Below are 21,070 nucleotides of genomic sequence, written 5' to 3'. Positions count from 1 at the left end.
AATGAATAAAAATATGTTTAATCTACACTTGAAAGAATGTGAATTTAGATTCAATAATCGCAAGCAAAATCTTTATAAGATTTTGCTTGAAATGTTCAGAAAAGAGTCGCTTAAGTTGTCATGACCCATAATTATCAATATAAGACTTTGATAACTATCAATAATTATCACCAGATATGGTGGAGAAAGAGGGATTCGAACCCTCGGTACGTTACCGTACACCCGCTTTCCAAGCGAGCAAATTAAACCGCTCTGACATTTCTCCGTAAAGATTTGGATATTTTACGTTAATATCGCTGCAAAACTATCCATTTAAAGAATTTGCTATAGAATACTTTTTAATCAAAATAACGCCTTAAAAAGGCTATTTTAAGGCTTAAGCAGGCGTTTTAGCGCCTATTTAATATGTATTTCTACACCAGTCTAGGTTATTTTGATTATTTGCTAAATTTTTAGCTAATTTTCATTCCAGCTTTAGCGCCCGAATCTGGCGATAAGATGTGTAGTGATTTACCATCACCCGCTGCTAGCACCATACCTTCAGACATTCCAAATTTCATTTTTCTTGGTGCTAGGTTTGCCACCATTATCGTTAAACGACCTTCAAGATCTTCAGGTATATAATGCGCTTTAATGCCGGCAAATACATTACGTGTATTCTCTTCACCAATATCCAAGGTTAGTTGCAATAACTTGTCTGCACCCTCAACATGTTGTGCTTTAACAATTTTAGCAATCCGTAAATCAATTTTTGTGAAATCATCAATACTAATCATATCATCTTCCTCTTCTGGTTCTTGTTGCATGGTTGTTTGCTTTGAAGCTTCAATTACTGCGTTAATTTGATCATCTTCGATGCGGGACATTAACGGCTTAAATTTATTGATTTTATGCTTGGTAAGCGGATGTTTAAGATCAGTCCAGTTTAATTCATCAATATTTAAGAATAACTCCACTTCTTTCGCCATATCTGGCAATACCGGCTTTAGGTAAGTCATTAGCACGCGGAACAAATTAAGTGCTAAAGAGGTAACGTCGTGCACTTGTGCCTCCTTACCTTCTTTTTTGATTAACTGCCAAGGCTTGTGTTCATCAACATATTGATTGGCCTTGTCTGCAAGTTTCATGATCTCACGCATGGCTTGATTGTAATTTCGCGCCTCATACAGCTTGGCAATATCATCACTTTTGGCGACAAATTCATTGTAAAGCTCAGACTCAATGGCGTAAGCAGAGAGTGTTTTGTCGAATTTTTTCACCACAAATCCGGCACAGCGAGAAGCGATATTAACTACTTTTCCAACCAAATCAGAATTAACACGTTGTTTGAAATCTTGCAGATTGAGATCGATATCATCAATTTTTGATGAAAGCTTGTAAGCGTAGTAATAACGCAAACATTCTGGATTTAGGCTTTCTAAATAAGTTCTTGCTTGAATAAATGTACCACGAGATTTACTCATCTTTTGGCCGTTAACGGTTAAAAATCCGTGCGCATAAATAGCAGTGGGTGTGCGGTAATTTGAACCCATGAGCATTGCTGGCCAGAATAACGCATGGAAATAAACAATATCTTTACCAATAAAATGATACAGTTCAGTTTTAGAATCTTGATTGAAATATTCATCAAAATCCAAGCCTTGCTCGTCACATAATTTTTTAAAGCTAGCCATATAGCCAATTGGTGCATCGAGCCATACATAAAAGTATTTATTTTCAACACCTGGAATTTGAAAGCCAAAATATGGCGCATCGCGAGAAATATCCCACTGTTGCAAACCTTGTTCAAACCACTCAGCAAGTTTATTGCTAATTTCAACTTGCAGATGCCCTGCTTCAGTCCACTCTTTAAGTTGTACCTCAAACTGTGGCAAATCAAAGAAATAATGCTCTGAATCTTTAGTGATTGGTGTTGCACCTGATACTGCCGATTTGGCGTTAATTAGTTCAGTCGGTGAATAAGTTGCACCACACACTTCGCAGTTGTCGCCGTATTGATCTTTAGCGCCACATTTAGGACACTCGCCACGAATAAAACGATCTGGCAAAAACATTTTCTTTTCGGGATCAAATGCTTGCGAAATAATACGAGTTTTGATAAAGCCAGCGTCATTCAATTTATTGTAGATTCCTGCAGAAATTTCTTTGTTTTCAGGGCTGTGAGTAGAATGATACTGACTAAAATCAATTGAGAATTCTTTAAAATCAGCTTGATGACGTTCACTCACACCTTTGATTAGCTCTTCAGGTGTAATGCCAAGCTCATTAGCTTTAAGCATGATAGGTGTACCATGTGCATCATCTGCACAAACATAGTGACATTCATTGCCCATCATTGTTTGGAAGCGCACCCAGATGTCAGTTTGAATGTATTCTAGCAAATGACCTAGGTGGATCTCACCATTAGCATAAGGCAGTGCAGAAGTAACTAAAATTTTTCTTGGACTCATAGGATAGGCTTGTTAATATTAAGGTTGACTGGTATCGTTATACGATAAAATAGTCTCATTTTACTGAATACAGGCGCAAGATTATGGCAGATTTAACTGTTGATAGCATTAACAGCATTTTAACAAGTGTTGTTGATAAATACACCGAGCAAGATATTGTTTCTTCAAATGCAATCAACTCTATTGAGTTTGATGGTGACAAAGTAAATATTACTGTTGAACTTAACTACCCTGCAAAAGGCTACCATGACGAGCTAACAAAGCAAATTACAGATGCATTAGCCGCTAAAGATATTAACAGCGTTGATGTTACTATTGAGACAAAAATCGTTAAGTACTCAACTCAGAAAGGTGTTGAAATTCTTTCTGAAGTTAAAAACATTATTGCCGTTGCTTCAGGTAAAGGTGGTGTTGGAAAATCAACCACAGCAGTTAACTTAGCACTTGCACTTCAAGCTGAAGGTGCAAAAGTTGCTATTTTAGATGCAGATATTTACGGCCCATCACAGCCGAGAATGCTAGGTGTAAGCAAGCTTAAGCCTGACACTTCTGCAGAAGGTAAGTTATTACCAATCCTGGGTCATGGCATGCAAAGTATGTCTATTGGTTATTTAGTAGATGAAGATAATCCGATGATTTGGCGTGGCCCTATGGTGACGCAAGCGTTAGAACAGATGTTGCGCGACACGCTTTGGCGTGGCATTGATTATATGATTATTGACCTTCCGCCAGGAACGGGTGATACTCAATTAACGCTATCTCAGAAGATTCCAGTTAGTGGCTCGGTGATTGTAACCACGCCACAAGACATTGCCCTACTAGATGCTAGAAAAGGTTTAAAGATGTTTGAAAAAGTTAACATCCCTATTCTTGGTATTATTGAAAATATGTCTTTACATATTTGCTCAAAGTGTGGCCATGAAGAGGCTATCTTTGGTACAGGTGGCGGTGAGATGATGGCCAAAGAGTCAGCAGTAAACTTCCTTGGTGCATTGCCATTAGAAATGGATATTAGAACTGATGTTGATGAAGGCACACCTACTGTTGCTAAAAACCCTGAAGGTCGTGTTGCTGAAATCTATAAAGAAATTTCTAGAAAAGTAAGTGCTAAATTAACACTTCAAAATCGCGCTATGAGTTCGTTCCCAAGCATTATCATTGAGTAAAACTCTTTAAATGGCTTTTAATTGTTAAAAGCCATTTAAAAAAAATAGTAAACTAAAAGCCTTTTTACAAGGCTTTTTTTTCGCATGGATTATTTCAAACAATTTAAGGGTCGTTTCATGGGTGTTATGCAATGGGATGATTGTCTCGCACTATTAGAAACATTGCACAGTAATCCAAATGATTGGTATCTGTACGATACACTTAAAACCATGCCTAATGAAGTGATGAGTTCAACTGATTTTAGTCAAAAAATAGAGCAAATAAAAATCATTATCAATACTGAGCATGATGAACGATATTGTGGCATTGTTTATACTGATGACTTAAAAAACCCAAGTTTTATTAAGATTTTTCATCCAAAAAACTTAGGAAAGGTTTGTGGGGGAGGTGAACATCCGCTGATGCCACAATGGTTAATTTCAAAAGAAAAGCCCATGGATATTATGGCTGAATTTGGCGAACCTAAGAAAGAAGGCTTTATTTCAAAATATTTAAAATTTTAAATTATTATTTCTTGATTGGGATTTTAGACAAAATATTTTTTTGGAATTGCACAAGGCAGATTTAAAATAAATATGAGTGAGTTTATATTTAATATAGCACAGTACAAGCCGAAAATATACAGTCTAATGATTTTCAGAAACTTGATTGATGGTGTACTTTGGAATTTCAACAACTAAATCTATTTCACCAATAACTGACTGACAAGACAAGCGAGAATCTGGATCTAGACCCCAAGCTTTATCAAGCATATCATCCTCTATTTCATCTGATTCTGCGATTGAATTAAAGCCTTCACGTACATAAATATGGCACGTTGTACAGGCGTTAGACATTTCACAAGCATGCTCAATTTCAACATCATTTTCTAGCATTGCATTACAAATTGTTTCACCTGTTTTGGCTTCAATAATAATACCTTCTGGGCATAGCTCATGGTGAGGCAAGATAATGATTTGTGGCATGTTGTAGTCCTATTTTTTTTAAGGGATTAAAATTCGTCAACGCTATGACCTTTCATAGCTTGCATGACTGTCGCATTCATGCGCATCTCAACAAAGGCAGCGCAAACATCTTCAAGATTGTCAATTTTATCTTTAATAATGCTTTCTTCACTGTGCTTTTCAACTGATTCTAGCTCAGCTCTAGCGGTCAGAATTTGTTCAAGCATTTTAGCATCAATCATGCTTTTATCTTTGGCGAGTGCCGAATCAATAGCTTCAAGTGCTCTACTAGCATCAACTTGCATTTCATGCAATTGGCGAGTTTCTATATCTGATTTAGCAAATAAGACCGAATCTTTTAACATTTTCTCCATCTGCCCATCTGTTAAACCATATGACGGCTTGATAACCACTTGAGCTTTAACGCCTGAAGTTTGCTCTATAGCATTGACAGATAATAAGCCATCAGCATCTACTTGAAACTCAACTCGAATGCGTGCATTGCCAGCAACCATTGGTAGAATGCCGGTTAAATCAAAACGGCCTAATGATCGACAATCTTTAACCAGTTCGCGCTCACCTTGTAATACGTGAATACTCATGGCTGTTTGACCATCTTTAAAAGTGGTAAATTCTTGTGCGCGGGTAATTGGAATAGTCGTATTTCGATGCACTACTTTTTCAACCAAACCACCCATAGTTTCCAAGCCTAAAGATAATGGTAAAACGTCCAATAGAAGCATATCATCAGCCGACTTATTGCCAGCTAAAATATTCGCCTGAATAGCCGCACCCTTGGCAACCACTTCATCAGGATTGATAGAGCACAATACAGGCTTATTAAATAAATCACCGACCATTGATCTAACCAATGGCATGCGTGTTGAACCGCCAACCATAATAATATCTTTAACATCAGTTATTTCAATCTGAGCATCACGCAAAGCACGTTTGGTTAAAAGCAAAGTGCGCTTGATAAGCTTTGTGGATAATTCGTCAAACTTCTTTCTGGTAATGCTGTAAGGCGTTTCAACACAATCAAATTCTGCAAAATCTTGAGTACTTAATGTCTCTTTTGCAGTGCGTGCAAATTGTTTAATTTTTTGAATTTGAGTCGAGGTCAGTTCACTGACACCCATTTTTTCAATACAATCATCAATAATTAGCTGATCAAAATCATCGCCACCCAAGGTTGAATCACCACCTGTTGCCAATACTTTAAACACACCCTTGGTAAAATTTAAAATAGAAATATCAAAGGTGCCGCCGCCTAAATCATAGATTGCATGAATACCCTCTTCACCTGACTCTAAGCCATAAGCAATCGCTGCCGCTGTTGGCTCGTTCAATAGGCGTAGCGTTTTAAGTCCAGTTAAGGTTGCCGCATCTTTAGTGGCTTGACGCTGCGCATCATTAAAATAAGCTGGAACAGTAATGACTGCGCCAACCAAATCACCGCCTAAGGTTTTTTCAGCGCGTTCTTTTAAGGAGTTTAAGATGCTACTAGAGATTTCCACTGCAGATAAATCACCCATAGCAGTATGAAATAAAACATTATTGCAATTTTCAACCAACTGATAAGGGCAGTTTTTAAATTGGCTGGCCTCTTTATATCCTAAGCCCATATAACGCTTAACAGAAATAATGGTATTGGTTGGATCAGTCTTTGCGTAGGGGCAAGCATCACAACCCACTGTTAACTTATTATCTTTACCGCAATGTACGACAGAAGGTAAGATTGCCTTATTGTTCTCGTCTTTTAGAATAACACTTTCACCACTTTGAACAGAGGCTACTAATGAATTAGTTGTGCCTAAATCAATGCCAATGGCTAATTTATGCTGATGAGGAGCACTAGATTGACCAGGCTCGGATATTTGCAATAAAGCCATAACCCTTTACATCCACTCGTCCATTAATTGCTTTGCATGAAGGTTAAGTTGTTCATAAAATTTTAACTCTCTAACAAGGTTTTTAATTTGATCAAAATTTGAATTAAAGGCGATAGAAATATCGGTAATATTTTTCTTGATTTTAATGGATATTTTTTCAATAAAATCATCCAATTCCACCTCATCTTTACTTGATTCAATTGCCTCTAGTGCTTCTCTTAGCTCTATTTGCGACATTAAAAAATCGACATCCATTTGCGTATCTTTTTCATCGAAGGCATTAACCCCTTCCAATTCTAGAAGATATGTTGCACGCAATAAAGATGATTTAAGTGTGTCGTAAGCAGTATTTATTAATGAGGTATTTTGCAAGGCAAAGCTCTTTTCTTTATCAGTACCGATGGCAAATTTATCTGGATGAAACTTTGCCACTTGTTGTTGATATGCAGATTCCAACTCGGTTAAGTCGATATTAAAATTCGGTGTTAATGAAAATAATTCGAAAAAGTTTTGCATAAGTCTTGCTTAATATAAAAAGTATTTAAACAGTAAAAGATTCGCCACAGCCACACTCAGCCTTAGCATTTGGATTGTTAAATTCGAAGCCTTCATTCAGACCTTCTTTAACATAATCAACTTGCGTACCATCGAGATAGATCAAACTTTTGGCATCGATAATCACCTTAACGCCATTATCATCAAAAGTGGTGTCATCATCATTTGCCGTATCGACAAACTCCATGTTGTACCCTAAGCCAGAACATCCAGTAGTTTGCACACTTAAGCGTACGCCAATACCAGATCCACGATTGGCTAAAAAATCAACAACGCGTTTTGCCGCACTGTCAGTTAAAGTGATGGCCATTATCTACTTATGCTTTGTCTTTAATATCTTGAATTGCTGCCTTAATCGCATCTTCAGCTAATACTGAGCAATGGACTTTAACCGGCGGCAATGCCAATTCTTCAGCAATATCAGTGTTTTTGATTAATGCCGCTTCATCTAAAGTTTTACCTTTTACCCATTCTGTTAACAACGAGCTTGATGCAATCGCAGAGCCACAGCCATACGTTTTAAACTTTGCCTCTTCGATAATGCCGTCGTCATTCACTTGAATTTGTAAACGCATTACATCGCCACAAGCTGGCGCCCCAACCATACCCGTGCCTACATTTTTTGCATCTTTATCTAATACACCAACATTACGTGGATTTTCATAGTGATCCATTACCTTTTCGCCATATGCCATGTTATTTCTCCTGTGTGTTTATTGGGTTATTCTAATCCTTTTTGGAATAACTAACCCTTGTATATTTCAAGGGCACATCTATTGACCCTGATGAAATTTTGCAAGCCTTTTAGGACTTAGGCAAACCCTCTTGGGTAAAGCAAAATAATTTGACATATGAATAACTATGCCTGCTTAATTTTATTTTATCCAAGAGGGTTTGTCGTTGTCAAAAAAATATCAGGGTCAATAGATGTGCCCTTAAGTAATTTAGTGCGCTGCCCACTCAATTTTGCTAATATCAATACCTTCTTTGAACATATCCCAAAGAGGTGATAAGTCGCGCAATTTTTGCACTTTCTCACGAACCAAATCAATCGCCATATCTACATCTTGTTCAGTTGTATAACGACCAATGGTAAATCTAATTGAAGAGTGAGCCAATTCATCTGTTAAACCAAGTGCGCGCAGTACGTAAGATGGCTCTAAACTTGATGAAGTGCAAGCTGAACCTGACGATACTGCAATTTTATTGATCGCCATCATTAATGATTCACCTTCAACATAGTTAAAGCTAATGTTTAGATTACCCGGAATACGCGCATCCATATCACCATTAATTACTACTTCTTCCATGCCGTCAAAACCAGCAAGTAAGCGATCACGCAGAGCTCTAATTTTAATATTCTCCTCTTTCATTTCAGCTTGAGCAATGGCAAATGCCTCGCCCATGCCAACGATTTGATGTGTTGCTAACGTACCCGAACGCATACCGCGTTCATGACCACCACCATGCATTTGCGCCTCAAGGCGGATGCGTGGTTTGCGCTGAACATAAAGTGCACCCATGCCTTTAGGGCCGTAAATTTTGTGTGCAGAAAAACTCATTAAATCAACGGGTAATTCGCTTAAGTTGATATCTACTTTTCCTGCTGATTGTGCTGCATCAACATGGAAGAAAACCTTACTCTGGCGACACAAATTACCAATCGCTTCAATATCTTGAATAACGCCAATTTCATTATTAACATGCATAATTGAAACCAGAATTGTATCTTCACGAATAGCTGCTTTTAAAACGTTTAAATCTAACAAGCCATTCGGCATAGGGTCAAGATAATCTACTTCATAGCCTTCACGCTCTAGTTGTCGGCAGGTATCTAACACTGCTTTATGTTCAGTTTTAAGGGTAATAATATGCTTGCCTTTCTTATGATAGAAATGTGCAATGCCTTTAATAGCCAGGTTGTTTGACTCAGTAGCACCTGATGTCCAAACGATTTCTTTTGAATCTGCACCAATTAAATCAGCCACTTGTTTGCGTGCTTTTTTAACCGCATCATCTGCTTGCCAACCGTAGTAATGAGAATTTGAAGCCGGATTGCCAAAATTGCCATCCATGGTTAAATACTTCATCATTTTTTCTGCGACACGCTTATCTACTGGCGTTGTCGCCGAGTAATCCATGTAAGTAGGAGTTGACATAATTTTTATAGTCCCTTGTTTAAGTTGTGGTCATCAATAACCATTTGCAAAGTTTTGCCATTTAGAAAGGTTCTAATTTGTTCGCTGACTTCGCACCATAGCTGATGAGAAATACACTGACGTCCATTATGGCAACTGGCCAATCCTTTACAACGGCGCAAGTCAATATTTTCATCAACAGCTTCAATAATTTGAGTCAGATTAATGTCTTTTGCAGCGGCATCAAGCAAATAACCACCGCCTGGTCCGCGAACACTTTTGACCAACTCTGCACGACGCAATTTAGCAAATAGCTGTTCTAAGTAAGAAAGAGAAATGTTTTGTCTTTGTGAAATAATATCCAGGGTAATTGGCTTACCAGTATCGTTTGACGCTAGATCAAGCATCGCAGTTACTGCGTAACGACCTTTTGTGGTTAATTGCATATTAGTCCTTTATTAAATTAGCAAATACTCATTATACGCTTAACCTAGTCTTTTAGTCAAGTAAAAAACCCTAATTATTTATGGCTATTTACTTTCAATCTCTAAATCGTTGACAGAGCTGTTTTTACTCTCTTTTAAATTTAACTCTTTAGAGACTTTATGTAATTGAGAATCAACATCATGAAGGTGCTGCAAAATGGAGTTAATAGCTTTAACAGTAGGATCATCTGCATCGCTACCAACCGCATAAGAATCAAAATGATCAGATTTAACATTCTTGTCTTTAAGTACACGACCGGGTACGCCAACTACCGTTTTATCAGCTTCAATGGATTTAACCACAACAGAATTTGAACCAACCCTTACATTTTCGCCTAAAGTAATTGGACCTAGAATTTTTGCACCTGCGCCAATAACTACATTGTTACCCAAGGTAGGATGGCGTTTGCCTTTTTGCCAAGTAGTACCACCCAAGGTTACACCATGGTATAAGGTTACATCATCACCAATTTCGGCCGTTTCACCAATCACTACGCCCATGCCGTGATCAATAAAAAAACGACGACCAATAGTAGCACCAGGATGAATTTCAATACCAGTAAGCCAGCGTGACAACATAGAGATAAAGCGTGCCAACCATTTTAATTTAAGTAGCCAGAGGCGATGCGTTAGACGATAAAACAACATTGCTTGCACGCCAGAATAACAAGTGATTATTTCAAATGTATTTCTAGCAGCAGGATCGCGATCAAAAACGCTTTGGATGTCTTCTATAAGTCTCATGGGAAAATTATATCATAAATTACTAATAAACTTAATTAGTCAACTATTGTTATAGATTTTGAACCTCTCAAAGAGGTACTAAAAAAACCTATAGCGAATAATCAACAACCGATCTAAAGCGCTTGTAGTTCCATAGGTATTGCTCTGGCTGAGTGCGAACTAGGTCTTCAATCACTTGGTTCATGAGCACGACATCATCTTTCAAAAGACCGCTATCAGATAAAATTTCTACTGGCCTTAGATTAAGTGCATAGCCCCTACCCTTTGGTAATCTCTGTGCCCAAGTTAATAGTACGGTGGCTTTGTTCTTTCTGGCTAATTTAGCCAACAAGGTCATAGTTCTTACATCGTGGCCAAAAAAAGGCGCCAATAGCCCGCCCTCTTCACCCGGATCTTGATCTGGCAAGATGCCAATTAGCTCTTTATTTTTTATTGCACGTTGTAGTTGAATCACACCTTTTTTATCCGCAGGTGCCATAGATAGGCCTTCTTTCTGACGATTTTCCATTAGTATATTTTGTTGATACTGCTTCTTCAGTGGCTTGTATAAAAAAGCCACCGGTTTTTGTAATGATAGCACTCTACCAGTAATTTCCCAGCAGCCAAAATGTGGTACTAATAAAATAACTGGATTTTTTGAGTCAAGATATTCTAAACCTTTAATTTTAAGAACATTTCTAGCATTTTCTTTAAAGCTTTTTAGCCAAATAAAGCCAGTTTCTGACAAACCTTTTCCAGTTTCAATTAAAGATTTTTTAATAAGTATCTGTCGCTCTTTAGGGTTTAAATCTGCAAAGCATAATTCAATATTTTTGCTCACTACTTTTTTTGATTCACTATTACTCGCATATAAATAACGACCAATCATAGAGCCAACTAGATGATTAAATCTAAGTGGCATGATTGAAAAAAATCTTAGAATAAACTTAATCATTAACTTCGTCCAACATGGGTTTCATAGCACTGAGTAAATTTTTATATAAGTTTGGCGTGCGCTTTTCTTCAGTTAGTAACCATTGCTTAAAATGATCACGCTCAGTAGGCATGGTAAAGCAAGCCGGGCACGAATCAGCAATCACTGGTAGATAGGCTACCTTGGCAAAATCAGCCAACTGACGCTCACGCACATAAACCATTGGACGAATAATGCGTAGATCTTTGGCGTCGTTAATGTAGTGCGCTTTCATGGTTTGAATCTTACCATTATGACACATACTCATCATTAAACTTTCTGCCAAATCATCAAGGTGTTGACCTAAGGCTAAAACGTTATAACCTTTATCTCTAGCCACTTTGTACATTAGTCCACGTTTAATACGTGCGCAAAAGGAACAGTAAGAATCACCCTTCATACTTTCTTTGGCCTGCTCTAAAATTGGAAACTCTTCAAAAAAATATGGTGTATCAAATTGCTTAAAAAACACATCTAAAGCTTGTGGCTCGAAACCTTCAACTTGCGGATCAATCGTAACAATACCTAAATCAAAATTAATTGGTGCGTGCTTTTGAAAATGCCTAAGCAAATGAAACAAACTTAATGAATCCTTGCCGCCAGATACGCCGAGCAAAATTTTATCACCCTCTTTAATCATACCAAAGTCACTGATTGCACGACCAACAGGCTTGACTAATAATTTAGGTAGCTTTATTCTTGGTAAAACCATTGTCTTTGACTGTTAGTTATGGATTCATCTATTTCAGTTTTCAAACTTAATTGACAATGCGTTGGTGTGATGTCGGTAATCAATACTGAAATCTCTAATAACAACTCATCACGTAGAATACCAACTTTAATTACCTCTCCAGCAGGGTATTTATTAATATCAGCAATTAGCGCTTTGCCTTTTAGTTGTTGATAATTAACACTAACAATTTTATCACCGACATATAAACCCGCATTTTGAGCGGCTGTATAAGAAAATACATGGGTGATTTGGCTAAATTCAGATTGAGTGCTTATATTAAGACCAAAATCAGCCAAATCTTTTGTATGTGCAGCAAACTCACAATTAACACCAACATAATCAAAGCTCTGTTTTAAAGGCAACTCTTTGACACCGTACAAATAATCGTTAAAAAACTCACTCATATCACCATCAATCAACTCATTAACAATGGCTTGAATAGTGTCATCTTCTAGGCCAGATTCTTGATAATTAGCCCAAGCATAGCGCATTACATTATCCAAACACTTGGCATTGTTAGTGCGCTTTCTTATTTCAATATCTAATACAAAAGCCAATAGGGCGCCCTTGGTGTAATAGCTAACTATTGCATTAGGTGCATTTTCATCTTGTTGATAAAATTTGGTCCAAGTTTCATAGCTAGATTCAGCTAACGATTGAGTTAGTCGGCCAGTTGATTTTTGCACGCGAGTAACGGTTTGTGCAAATAAAGTTAGGTATTTTTCTGGCGTTAGCAGCCTGGCTCTAAGCAATGACAACTCATCATAATATGAGGTGAATCCTTCAAAAATCCACAACTGCTCCGTGTAGTTTTCACGGCTTAAATCTAGCTGGTGAAAGCTTGCAGGTTTAACAGTTTTAATCCACCAAGCATGAAAATACTCATGAGAGCACAAGGCTAAAAATCGAGTGTAGTCTTCACTAAGATGAACCATTCCTACAGTAGGAAGTTCTTTTCTAGAGCAAATCAAACTGGTTGAATTTTTATGCTCCAAGCCACCATAGCCATTAGTTTTGACTAGAGTTAAAAATGTGTAATCGTCAAAGGGAATATTGTCATTAAAAAACCCAACATGATGATTACAAATGGTTTTTAGATCTTGCTTTAAGCGAGCAATATCTGCATTGTGTAGTCCGCTAATAGCCATTTGATGCTTGACATCGCTCACTTCAAATTCAAACAAAGTAAAGTCTGACATCTCTACAGGGTGATCAATCAAATCTTGATAATTTTGCGCTTTAAAGGTTAAATCAGAAATTTTCTTAAGTCCAGTAGCACAAGACCAATCACCCAGTGTTTGCTTGCTATCAGCTGGAATAATATTTAACTCGCATGATTCCGACTCAAAACCAAGTGGCAGTAGAAATAAACTAGTGCCATTAAAAAATGCTCGCTCATTGGTTAAATATGCACTTCTGACAGACAAATCAAACGCGTAAACTTCATAAGTTAAGGTTATTTCAGTGCCACACGGATGAGCAATCCAATGATTCTTATCTAGCTTTTTAATTTCTATTGATTCGCCACAACTTTGCGCTTGAATGCTAACAATATTTTTGGAAAAATCACGAATTAAGTAACTACCCGGAATCCAACTAGGTAATGAAAAAATCTGCCCTAATGGGTTTGGATTTTGAAGTTTTAGCTTAACTTGAAATAAATGAGCGTGTAATTTTTTCGGGGTAACGCTATATTTAATCGCCATTACAATAATTGATCAATAACCGCTTTAAACTCAAGCACGGATTTTTGATATTTAACCGCAGCTTGTGCATAAGCCAAGTTCACATCATGTACATTATTCTGTGCAGAAATAACAAAGCTCACTTGTGAATTACCCAATTCATATCGTTTTTTTTCAGCCAATGCACGAGCCTCAGCAATCTTAATACGCGCTTGGTAAGTATTGAGTAGTTTGGTTAAATGCTGTAATTTCTTAGTAAGGACGCCAGCTTTAACCGTTAAATTTAATAGTTGTTCAGCAGTACTTTGCTTAATTTTAGCTAGACCAATTTGTGTTTTTTCAAGGGTTGATTTTGCCTCAGTATTACCCAAAGGGTAACTCAAGCCAAGTCCAATATTCCAGTTATTATTATTTTCATTGGTAGCACCAAGGGTTAAGTCAAGTTGAGCCTGGGTACTGTTTTTATCGCTGAGTAATTGTCTTTTTAAAACAGCCTGTTCTAATTTTGCTAGCTTCATTTCAGCGGTATTTTCCTCTAACTGAACTTGTAAATTATTTGGCATGGATTGATACAACTGATAAAGATCGTAATCACTATAAACCGACCCTATAGACACGCTCAATACAATTGATAATTCTTGCTTTAACAAATCAAGATCTTGCTCTGCTTGTAATTGCTTTTGTAAAACGCGCTGATAACTATCTTCTTGCAATAGAACATCAACCCGATCAACGATAGATTGCTCAAATTTATCTTTCATTAGACTCAACTCTTGCTTGGCTAAAGTTAGTCGATGATTGGCTAGCATTAGTTGTTGCTGAGCATAGCTTAAATCAACCAGTTTATACAATTGGGCCAATATAAATACCTCAGCACTTTGCTCTCTTATAAGCATATCGATATCAATTTTTATCTTTGATAAATCAGTCGCTAACAAATCGTTAACACCAAAAGCATTTTTCAATAAAGGTTGTGTATAGCTTACTACTAATTTATCAGTAGCCGTTCCATCGCTCCAGACATTGCTAACAACTAAATCAGCACCTGTGCTAGCCAAATTACGAGTGGCACCAATTGTAGCACTAGAGGTTTGAATATTTAATTTATTGGCCGAATCAATCGAGCTACTTAATATCCAATCTTGATTTGCGCTACTAGCAATATAATCAAGCTTAGTAGTTTGCTGATCAAGCTTCTGTTGAGCGAAAAAAGGATGGTTGTTTTTTAAACGTTCAACAAACTCAGTCTGAGTCATTGCTGCAGAATTTATACTGAACAATAATGCAATACTAAGGGTTGATGCTATTTTCATTTTGGCAGTGATTTTTTAATTTCGTTAATGATAGCGTATAGTTTTTTGCCTGTTGTGTCAACAACAACATTGGCCACTTCTTGATATAGAGGTTCACGCTTCTCAACCAAATCTCGAATAGTTTTTTCACGATTACTTGATTTTTCTAACAAAGGACGAGATCTTGATCTGGCTGTACGCATCACCAATTGCTCGATACTAGAAGACAAATATACGACAAAACTATTTTGTTTTAACAATCTTCTATTTTCTTGTTTGATAACGATACCGCCGCCCGTAGCAATAACGATATTAGGAATTTTGCACAGCTCGCCAAGCATACTAACTTCACGCTGTCGGAAGCCTTCTTCCCCTTCAACGTCAAAAATATGATCAATTGCAACACCTGTACGAGCTACAATTTCAAAATCTGAATCAAAGAAATCACGCTTCAGAACACAAGCAAGACGACGACCAACCGAAGTTTTACCCGAGCCCATCGGCCCAACTAAAACAACATTAATCGCCTTATTACCCATCTATTAACTCAGTTCGTAACTTGCGCCACAGTAAGGACAGGCACCCTTCCCATCTTTGTCAAATTGAATATATACCTTTGGATGCATATTCCATTTTTGCGCATTCTTTGGTGGGCAATGAAATGGTAAATCTTTAGTTGTTACCGTTGAATAACTAACATATTTTTGCTGAAATTCATCCACTGGCTCGATCATTTACACAATCCTTTGGCAATCCATGGTAGGTATTTTTCATTGCGACCATAAACACAATCAAAGTACAATTTTTGTAAAATTTTTGTTATTGGGCCACGAGTGCCGTTACCAATACTGCGATTATCTAGCTCACGAATTGGTGTGACTTCTGCCGCTGTACCGGTAAAAAATGCCTCATCTGCACAATATACTTCATCACGGGTAATGCGTTTTTCAACTACTTTGTAGCCTAAATCGTTAGCCAATTGGAAAATCGTGTCACGAGTAATGCCTGCTAATGCAGAAGTTAAATCTGGTGTGTAAATCACCCCATCACGCACAATGAAAAAGTTTTCACCACTACCTTCGGCTACAAAACCGTCCACATCTAAAAGTAGAGCTTCATCATAGCCGTCTGTTAGCGCCTCTTGTAGGGCTAGCATTGAGTTAATGTAGTTACCATTAGCCTTGGCCTTGGTCATAGAGATATTTACATGGTGACGCGTATAGCTCGAAGTTTTAATGCGAATACCTTTTTGCATATTATCTTCACCTAAGTACGAGCCCCACTCCCAAGCAGCAATAATGGTATGCACCTTTAGGCCATCTGCACGCAACCCCATGCCTTCTGAGCCGTAAAAACACATTGGGCGAATATAGGCACTATCCAAATTGTTTTTAGTAACAGCATCTTTTTGCACTTGGTTGATCTCATCTTTAGAAAAGCCAATATCCATATTCATAATTTTGGCTGAATTAAACAAGCGATCCGTATGCTCTTCAATTCTAAAAATTGCAGGTCCATTAGAAGTTTCGTAAGCACGAACCCCTTCAAACACACCCATACCATAATGTAGTGTATGGGTTAATACGTGAACTTTGGCCTCACGCCAATCAACCCACTCCCCATCAAACCAAATTAAACCATCTCTGTCGTCAAATCCTGGCATAGCTATTCCTTATCTAATTCAAACGCACTGTGCAATGAGCGCACCGCTAATTCTAAATATTTTTCATCGATCACAACTGAGATTTTAATTTCGCTAGTTGAAATCATCTGAATGTTAATCCCTTCATTATGAAGCACCTCAAACATCTGCGCGGCAATACCTGCGTGTGAACGCATGCCAATACCCACTAAAGATACTTTAACTACTTTGTCGTCGCTTTGTACGCCTTTAGCACCTAATTCACTGCAAACAACTTGAAGGATACTCTCAGCTTTAATAAAGTCATTGCGATGTACAGTAAAGGCGAAATTAGTTAAACCTTCGCGAGCCGAAACACTTTGTACAATCATATCAACTTCAATATTGGCACCGCTAATTGCTTTTAGTATTTTAAAGGCGATGCCTGGCTCATCTGGCACACCAATCAAGCTCAGCTTAGCCTCATCTTGATTATGCGCAATACCTGATATAACTGCTTGTTCCACAATGTTTTCCTCACTAGTAATTAATGTGCCAACCGGATTGTCAATTAATGATGACAACACCCTTAAAGGCACTTTGTATTTTGATGCAAATTCAACTGAACGAATTTGCAATACTTTTGAGCCGAGCGATGCCATTTCTAGCATCTCTTCATAGCTCACTGATTTCATTTTTCGAGCATTCGGCTCGATGCGTGGATCAGTAGTATAAACACCATCTACATCTGTATAAATTTGACATTCATCAGCCTTAAGTGCAGCAGCCAAGGCAACAGCCGTAGTGTCTGACCCACCACGGCCTAATGTTGTAATATGCCCCTGCTCATCTATACCCTGAAAACCAGCAACAATGACCACCTTACCAGCATCTAAACTTTGATGAATTCGATGATCATCAATAGATTTAATACGCGCCTTGCCGTGCTCAGAATCCGTCACAATGCGCACCTGAGAGCCTAAGTACGAAATCGCATCACAACCAATTTGTTGCAATGCCATAGCAAGCAGTGAAATGGTTACTTGCTCACCCGTTGTAAGCAACATATCCATTTCACGTAACGATGGCTCGTCTTGAATTTCTTGTGCCAAAGCAGTCATACGATTAGTTTCACCACTCATAGCGGACACGCTCACAACCAGTTGATCACCGCCATTTGCAAAGGCTTTAATTTTCGCAGCAACAGCCTGAATCCTCTCAACTGAGCCGACTGATGTTCCGCCGTATTTTTGTACAATTAACGCCATTAAACTACCTATAAATCAATATTCTCAAGATTATACCTTTATCCACTTTTTCTGCCTTCTATTTTAATAATACGGGCAAGGCCCGTATCAAAGTCTATTTCTTATCGCCAAACACATATTTAGGTTTAAAGATATAAACCAATAATGGAATGATGGTTAGTGCAATTACCACATCGATAATCAACGCTTCAGAAATAAAGATACCGAGTGCCCAAGTGTTAGCTAGTTGTGTCATTAATAATGGAATAAAACTCGCCAATAATACTACAATTGATGCAAACACTGCAGCACCTGTTGTCTCTAAAGTATTTTGCAATGACTCTTTCCATTTTCCACCAGTGACAGCCATCTCTTCTTTTAGGCGTGAGATCATATAAATACCATAATCCACACCTAAACCCATGGCAATTGACAACGACACTAACGTTGCAAAATGCAGGTTACCCGACCAATTCTCAACACTGGTAAAGTAAGCGCCTAAACCGTACTGGCCAAATAGCGTTACTAACAAAGTTGAAGTAAGAATCGCTGCAATTAACGGTGAGCCAAAGATAAGCGCTGCAATGATGAAAATTGCAAGTGCCGTTACCAATGGCGATTTGATATATTCAACCTCTGCAACATCATGTGTTGCTTCTGTTGCACCTAAGAAACCACCCACAGACATGGTTGTTGTGCCACTGTCTTCAATCTGAATCGTCTTACCACTTTCAGGCATATGCACTACATCGCCAGACTTAAAGCCCCAAGTAACCAAATCAAACCCTGGCTCATCTTTATTGTTAACAAACCACTGCTGGATATCTTTCGCCGTTTGATGAGTTTTAACTGGATCCATAGTATTTACGAAACCCATAATTACACCTTCGTTCCAGCCTTTAGCAACGAATGAATCAAGATCACCTGCATTTGTATTCGCCTCAAGCAAGCCGTTAAAGCCCGTTACGATTTCATTCGCATTTGGCACCCATTCAGGATCTTCTGGATCACCATACACATCCATGTTATTAGCGATAAACTCAGTGTTAGGTACGTGGAAATACTTAAGATCTGGCTCCTGACCTTCAGGTGTCATCATTAGCATATTTACAATTTTTAAGAACTGAATATACGATCCAGTAAAGCCGATGTTTGGATGTGAGCGCATCCAATCTTCAGTTTTTTCAATCGCTGCCATTACTTCAGCATGGTTAAACGCACCTTGTGGCGCATCCTCATCCTCATCCCAACAAGGCGTGCCTGGCGCTTGCGAGCCATCATACTCACACGCCGGCAACATTGGGAAATGCTCAACCTTACCCTTAATTGGAATGTTTACTGAAATCACACCTGGCATTACCTCGCCCAAACGACGCAAATCAATATTTGCATCTGAATCATATTTAAACGCTGCACGAGAATAGTTGATTCAGCCGTAGGAGACAATACTTTTGTTTGTACTGCACTCCAAGCTACAAGCGCTACAATCATGCCAATTGGGATGATTTTCATCTTGCCAGTAATGACGCTAGTTAGTGTCTTAGCCATGCTCTTTTCAAAAGCTGAGGCCTCTGTCATTGACGTATCTTGCTTAACATTTTTACCCGGGAACATCGCCATCAAAATAGGTGAAATTGTTGTGGTAGTGATCAAAATCGTCAGCATACCAAACATACCAAAATATGCATAAGCTTTGTAGAATGAAATATCCACAAACGATAAGGTAAAAAAACCTACCATGTCGGTTACAATTGCTAGCGTTGCTGGAACAATGGTTGTGGCAATAGCTTTTTCAGCAGCACTCATTGGCGCCATACCGCTACCACTATGTAGCTCAGACTGATAACGTCTTACCACTTGCACGGCGTGCCCCGTACCAAGCGCCAATAAGAGCATTGGCGTAAGTGCCATCATTGTAGTTAATTTATAAGCAGTAAGACCCATTAAGCCTAATGTAATAACAATAGTTGCCACAACAACAATCAGCGGGAATACAGAGCCTCTCCAACCTTTGTTTAAATACCAAAGCATCGCCACAACAATCAAAAATGAAATTGCAAATAGCCACCATTTTTGCACTAAGTCATACAACATAAACGCCAAGAAGTACGGTTCACCCGCAATACGTACTTCCACTCGATCACCATGCTCGGCCTTAATTGCATCAACTAGTGCGATCGTGGAAGATACCCATGGCAAATAATCAGTCTTAACCGTATCGGCGTAGTCACCTACAATAAAGAAACCTTTAGCACTACACACGTCATCATCAAACCAGCCTTCTTGTGCAAATTCACAACGATTGCCATTTTTGTCTTGCTTTAGCATTAGCATTGGTGCCAACACTGGGTTGGTTTCAATACCTTTCTTTAGGTGTGCTAATTGCACGTCTGATACTTGCTTGCTTGTGGTGCTAATACCAGCAACTGGAATCAAGCGTTCAAATTTCAATCCGCCATCTTCACTCGTACCCATATACTTAATCTTTTGCGCTGCAATATCCATAAAGTTATTGCCACGAGAGTGCTCAAGTGCCACCATATCATTATGCGCTTTTTGCACCATGTTAATAAACCATGGCTGATACACATCTTGAGAATCTTCCCACTTACCATTCGCACTTTCGCAAATCGCCTGTGTCATTTTCGCAGGCGCTGATTCATGAATTCTTAAGCCCGTTTCATCATCATAACGAATAATTTCATCTGCATCTGCGTAAGGATTATCACCCCCAACACAATCCTTAAGCACAAAACCTACCACCATAATATTACCAAAACCAAACTTCTGCTCACCGTAAGCATTGGTTGCTACGTAGCGGTTAGTTTCTGGTAACAAAGTATCTGGATCATTACGGATATCAAGATCCTGAATGAAATAACCCATAAACAAAGTAAACATTGCCATAATCACCAACATCATCTGGCGATTACGCACAACGAATGCGGCGTACTTAGTTGCAAAATTATTCATATTATTTAATGGGTCATGACAACCCAAGCATATTTAAAATCATGTTAAAGTACCGTTATGAAAGTAAAAAACAAGTATGTAAATCGTTCCCGTATTTCAGAGAAGAGATTTAGAGAAATAATTAAGTATTTTTCTCTTGATTTGAACGCAGTTCAAATCAAGGAATTAACAGGATTGAGCAGACAAACAATC

Annotated in this window: 21 protein-coding genes, 1 tRNA gene and 1 pseudogene; 3 read left to right on the top strand and 20 right to left on the bottom strand. The window is 38.2% G+C overall.

Annotation, left to right across the window (positions count from 1 at the left end; translation table 11 throughout):
• A pseudogene (locus tag BTHERMOSOX_RS04965) lies at positions 1 to 124 on the top strand (IS1595 family transposase); the annotation flags it as partial.
• Positions 125 to 177: 53 nt separating this feature from the next.
• On the opposite strand, the gene BTHERMOSOX_RS04960 reads toward BTHERMOSOX_RS04965, so the two are convergent.
• Positions 178 to 265: transfer RNA gene (locus BTHERMOSOX_RS04960), tRNA-Ser, on the bottom strand.
• 187 nt (positions 266 to 452) lie between these two features.
• Positions 453 to 2,450, bottom strand: coding sequence for a methionine--tRNA ligase (metG, locus tag BTHERMOSOX_RS04955; protein ID WP_138120010.1), 1,998 nt, complete (start codon positions 2,448 to 2,450; stop codon positions 453 to 455).
• An 83-nt stretch (positions 2,451 to 2,533) separates the two neighbouring features.
• Here metG and apbC point away from each other — a divergent pair, with 83 nt between their 5' ends.
• The gene (apbC, locus tag BTHERMOSOX_RS04950; RefSeq protein ID WP_138120008.1) at positions 2,534 to 3,616 is read left to right on the top strand and encodes an iron-sulfur cluster carrier protein ApbC; all 1,083 of its coding nucleotides are present in this window, start codon (positions 2,534 to 2,536) and stop codon (positions 3,614 to 3,616) included.
• 84 nt (positions 3,617 to 3,700) lie between these two features.
• Entirely contained in the window at positions 3,701 to 4,120 is a 420-nt protein-coding gene (locus BTHERMOSOX_RS04945) for a hypothetical protein (protein ID WP_138120006.1), read from the top strand.
• Between the two features lie 123 nt (positions 4,121 to 4,243).
• On the opposite strand, the gene fdx is transcribed toward BTHERMOSOX_RS04945, so the two are convergent.
• The 18 genes from fdx to BTHERMOSOX_RS04855 all read right to left on the bottom strand — a co-directional run bounded on the left by fdx (position 4,244) and on the right by BTHERMOSOX_RS04855 (position 20,878).
• On the bottom strand, positions 4,244 to 4,582 hold the full coding sequence (gene fdx, locus BTHERMOSOX_RS04940) for an ISC system 2Fe-2S type ferredoxin (RefSeq protein WP_138120004.1): 339 nt from the start codon (positions 4,580 to 4,582) through the stop codon (positions 4,244 to 4,246).
• A gap of 26 nt (positions 4,583 to 4,608) precedes the next feature.
• Positions 4,609 to 6,453 carry a Fe-S protein assembly chaperone HscA gene (hscA, locus tag BTHERMOSOX_RS04935; protein ID WP_138120003.1) on the bottom strand — a complete coding sequence of 615 codons (1,845 nt, stop codon included), beginning with the start codon at positions 6,451 to 6,453 and terminating at the stop codon, positions 4,609 to 4,611.
• Positions 6,454 to 6,459: 6 nt separating this feature from the next.
• Positions 6,460 to 6,969, bottom strand: coding sequence for a Fe-S protein assembly co-chaperone HscB (gene hscB / locus BTHERMOSOX_RS04930; RefSeq protein WP_138120001.1), 510 nt, complete (start codon positions 6,967 to 6,969; stop codon positions 6,460 to 6,462).
• Positions 6,970 to 6,994: 25 nt separating this feature from the next.
• Positions 6,995 to 7,318 (bottom strand): iron-sulfur cluster assembly protein IscA, encoded by a 324-nt coding sequence (iscA, locus tag BTHERMOSOX_RS04925; protein WP_138119999.1) that lies wholly within the window; start codon positions 7,316 to 7,318, stop codon positions 6,995 to 6,997.
• Between the two features lie 7 nt (positions 7,319 to 7,325).
• A complete protein-coding gene (iscU, locus tag BTHERMOSOX_RS04920) occupies positions 7,326 to 7,703 on the bottom strand; it encodes a Fe-S cluster assembly scaffold IscU (RefSeq protein WP_138119997.1) in 378 nt (125 codons plus the stop codon).
• Between the two features lie 249 nt (positions 7,704 to 7,952).
• Positions 7,953 to 9,167, bottom strand: coding sequence for an IscS subfamily cysteine desulfurase (locus tag BTHERMOSOX_RS04915; RefSeq protein ID WP_138119995.1), 1,215 nt, complete (start codon positions 9,165 to 9,167; stop codon positions 7,953 to 7,955).
• 5 nt (positions 9,168 to 9,172) lie between these two features.
• A complete protein-coding gene (locus BTHERMOSOX_RS04910) occupies positions 9,173 to 9,592 on the bottom strand; it encodes an Rrf2 family transcriptional regulator (RefSeq protein ID WP_138119993.1) in 420 nt (139 codons plus the stop codon).
• Between the two features lie 84 nt (positions 9,593 to 9,676).
• Positions 9,677 to 10,375: a serine O-acetyltransferase gene (gene cysE / locus BTHERMOSOX_RS04905; RefSeq protein ID WP_138119991.1), complete on the bottom strand. Its 699-nt coding sequence runs from the start codon at positions 10,373 to 10,375 to the stop codon at positions 9,677 to 9,679.
• An 88-nt stretch (positions 10,376 to 10,463) separates the two neighbouring features.
• Positions 10,464 to 11,309, bottom strand: a complete 846-nt coding sequence (locus BTHERMOSOX_RS04900; protein ID WP_138119989.1) for a lysophospholipid acyltransferase family protein — start codon at positions 11,307 to 11,309, stop codon at positions 10,464 to 10,466.
• Entirely contained in the window at positions 11,302 to 12,039 is a 738-nt protein-coding gene (locus tag BTHERMOSOX_RS04895; protein WP_138119987.1) for a tRNA 2-thiocytidine biosynthesis TtcA family protein, read from the bottom strand. Before BTHERMOSOX_RS04895 ends, BTHERMOSOX_RS04900 begins: the two co-directional genes overlap by 8 nt.
• Positions 12,021 to 13,766: a M61 family metallopeptidase gene (locus BTHERMOSOX_RS04890; RefSeq protein WP_138119985.1), complete on the bottom strand. Its 1,746-nt coding sequence runs from the start codon at positions 13,764 to 13,766 to the stop codon at positions 12,021 to 12,023. Before BTHERMOSOX_RS04890 ends, BTHERMOSOX_RS04895 begins: the two co-directional genes overlap by 19 nt.
• Positions 13,766 to 15,058: a TolC family protein gene (locus BTHERMOSOX_RS04885; RefSeq protein ID WP_138119983.1), complete on the bottom strand. Its 1,293-nt coding sequence runs from the start codon at positions 15,056 to 15,058 to the stop codon at positions 13,766 to 13,768. The genes BTHERMOSOX_RS04890 and BTHERMOSOX_RS04885 overlap by 1 nt, the downstream gene beginning before the upstream one ends.
• On the bottom strand, positions 15,055 to 15,576 hold the full coding sequence (locus BTHERMOSOX_RS04880) for a shikimate kinase (protein ID WP_138119981.1): 522 nt from the start codon (positions 15,574 to 15,576) through the stop codon (positions 15,055 to 15,057). Before BTHERMOSOX_RS04880 ends, BTHERMOSOX_RS04885 begins: the two co-directional genes overlap by 4 nt.
• 3 nt (positions 15,577 to 15,579) lie before the next feature.
• Entirely contained in the window at positions 15,580 to 15,771 is a 192-nt protein-coding gene (locus BTHERMOSOX_RS04875; RefSeq protein ID WP_138119979.1) for a zinc-finger domain-containing protein, read from the bottom strand.
• The gene (locus BTHERMOSOX_RS04870; protein ID WP_138119977.1) at positions 15,768 to 16,700 is read right to left on the bottom strand and encodes a branched-chain amino acid transaminase; all 933 of its coding nucleotides are present in this window, start codon (positions 16,698 to 16,700) and stop codon (positions 15,768 to 15,770) included. Before BTHERMOSOX_RS04870 ends, BTHERMOSOX_RS04875 begins: the two co-directional genes overlap by 4 nt.
• A gap of 2 nt (positions 16,701 to 16,702) precedes the next feature.
• On the bottom strand, positions 16,703 to 17,926 hold the full coding sequence (locus BTHERMOSOX_RS04865; protein ID WP_138119975.1) for an aspartate kinase: 1,224 nt from the start codon (positions 17,924 to 17,926) through the stop codon (positions 16,703 to 16,705).
• Positions 17,927 to 18,020: 94 nt separating this feature from the next.
• Positions 18,021 to 19,253, bottom strand: a complete 1,233-nt coding sequence (locus BTHERMOSOX_RS04860) for an MMPL family transporter (RefSeq protein ID WP_212744627.1) — start codon at positions 19,251 to 19,253, stop codon at positions 18,021 to 18,023.
• Between the two features lie 8 nt (positions 19,254 to 19,261).
• A complete protein-coding gene (locus BTHERMOSOX_RS04855; protein WP_138119971.1) occupies positions 19,262 to 20,878 on the bottom strand; it encodes an MMPL family transporter in 1,617 nt (538 codons plus the stop codon).
• Positions 20,879 to 21,070: the final 192 nt, after the last annotated feature.

Source organism: Bathymodiolus heckerae thiotrophic gill symbiont, assembly GCF_900128515.1.
GTDB lineage: Bacteria > Pseudomonadota > Gammaproteobacteria > PS1 > Pseudothioglobaceae > Thioglobus_A.
This window is presented reverse-complemented; position numbering and strand designations above follow the sequence as displayed.

What these genes read in the sequence shown, in the direction of transcription:
- BTHERMOSOX_RS04865 (WP_138119975.1), bottom strand. Translation starts at nt 17,926, where the DNA reads ATGGCGTTAATTGTACAAAAATACGGCGGAACATCAGTCGGCTCAGTT.
- hscB (WP_138120001.1), bottom strand. Translation starts at nt 6,969, where the DNA reads ATGCAAAACTTTTTCGAATTATTTTCATTAACACCGAATTTTAATATC.
- fdx (WP_138120004.1), bottom strand. Translation starts at nt 4,582, where the DNA reads ATGCCACAAATCATTATCTTGCCTCACCATGAGCTATGCCCAGAAGGT.
- BTHERMOSOX_RS04890 (WP_138119985.1), bottom strand. Translation starts at nt 13,766, where the DNA reads ATGGCGATTAAATATAGCGTTACCCCGAAAAAATTACACGCTCATTTA.
- apbC (WP_138120008.1), top strand. Translation starts at nt 2,534, where the DNA reads ATGGCAGATTTAACTGTTGATAGCATTAACAGCATTTTAACAAGTGTT.
- BTHERMOSOX_RS04900 (WP_138119989.1), bottom strand. Translation starts at nt 11,309, where the DNA reads ATGATTAAGTTTATTCTAAGATTTTTTTCAATCATGCCACTTAGATTT.
- BTHERMOSOX_RS04945 (WP_138120006.1), top strand. Translation starts at nt 3,701, where the DNA reads ATGGATTATTTCAAACAATTTAAGGGTCGTTTCATGGGTGTTATGCAA.
- BTHERMOSOX_RS04885 (WP_138119983.1), bottom strand. Translation starts at nt 15,058, where the DNA reads ATGAAAATAGCATCAACCCTTAGTATTGCATTATTGTTCAGTATAAAT.
- metG (WP_138120010.1), bottom strand. Translation starts at nt 2,450, where the DNA reads ATGAGTCCAAGAAAAATTTTAGTTACTTCTGCACTGCCTTATGCTAAT.
- BTHERMOSOX_RS04875 (WP_138119979.1), bottom strand. Translation starts at nt 15,771, where the DNA reads ATGATCGAGCCAGTGGATGAATTTCAGCAAAAATATGTTAGTTATTCA.
- iscU (WP_138119997.1), bottom strand. Translation starts at nt 7,703, where the DNA reads ATGGCATATGGCGAAAAGGTAATGGATCACTATGAAAATCCACGTAAT.
- BTHERMOSOX_RS04915 (WP_138119995.1), bottom strand. Translation starts at nt 9,167, where the DNA reads ATGTCAACTCCTACTTACATGGATTACTCGGCGACAACGCCAGTAGAT.
- BTHERMOSOX_RS04910 (WP_138119993.1), bottom strand. Translation starts at nt 9,592, where the DNA reads ATGCAATTAACCACAAAAGGTCGTTACGCAGTAACTGCGATGCTTGAT.
- BTHERMOSOX_RS04855 (WP_138119971.1), bottom strand. Translation starts at nt 20,878, where the DNA reads ATGAATAATTTTGCAACTAAGTACGCCGCATTCGTTGTGCGTAATCGC.
- hscA (WP_138120003.1), bottom strand. Translation starts at nt 6,453, where the DNA reads ATGGCTTTATTGCAAATATCCGAGCCTGGTCAATCTAGTGCTCCTCAT.
- BTHERMOSOX_RS04895 (WP_138119987.1), bottom strand. Translation starts at nt 12,039, where the DNA reads ATGGTTTTACCAAGAATAAAGCTACCTAAATTATTAGTCAAGCCTGTT.
- cysE (WP_138119991.1), bottom strand. Translation starts at nt 10,375, where the DNA reads ATGAGACTTATAGAAGACATCCAAAGCGTTTTTGATCGCGATCCTGCT.
- BTHERMOSOX_RS04870 (WP_138119977.1), bottom strand. Translation starts at nt 16,700, where the DNA reads ATGCCAGGATTTGACGACAGAGATGGTTTAATTTGGTTTGATGGGGAG.
- BTHERMOSOX_RS04880 (WP_138119981.1), bottom strand. Translation starts at nt 15,576, where the DNA reads ATGGGTAATAAGGCGATTAATGTTGTTTTAGTTGGGCCGATGGGCTCG.
- iscA (WP_138119999.1), bottom strand. Translation starts at nt 7,318, where the DNA reads ATGGCCATCACTTTAACTGACAGTGCGGCAAAACGCGTTGTTGATTTT.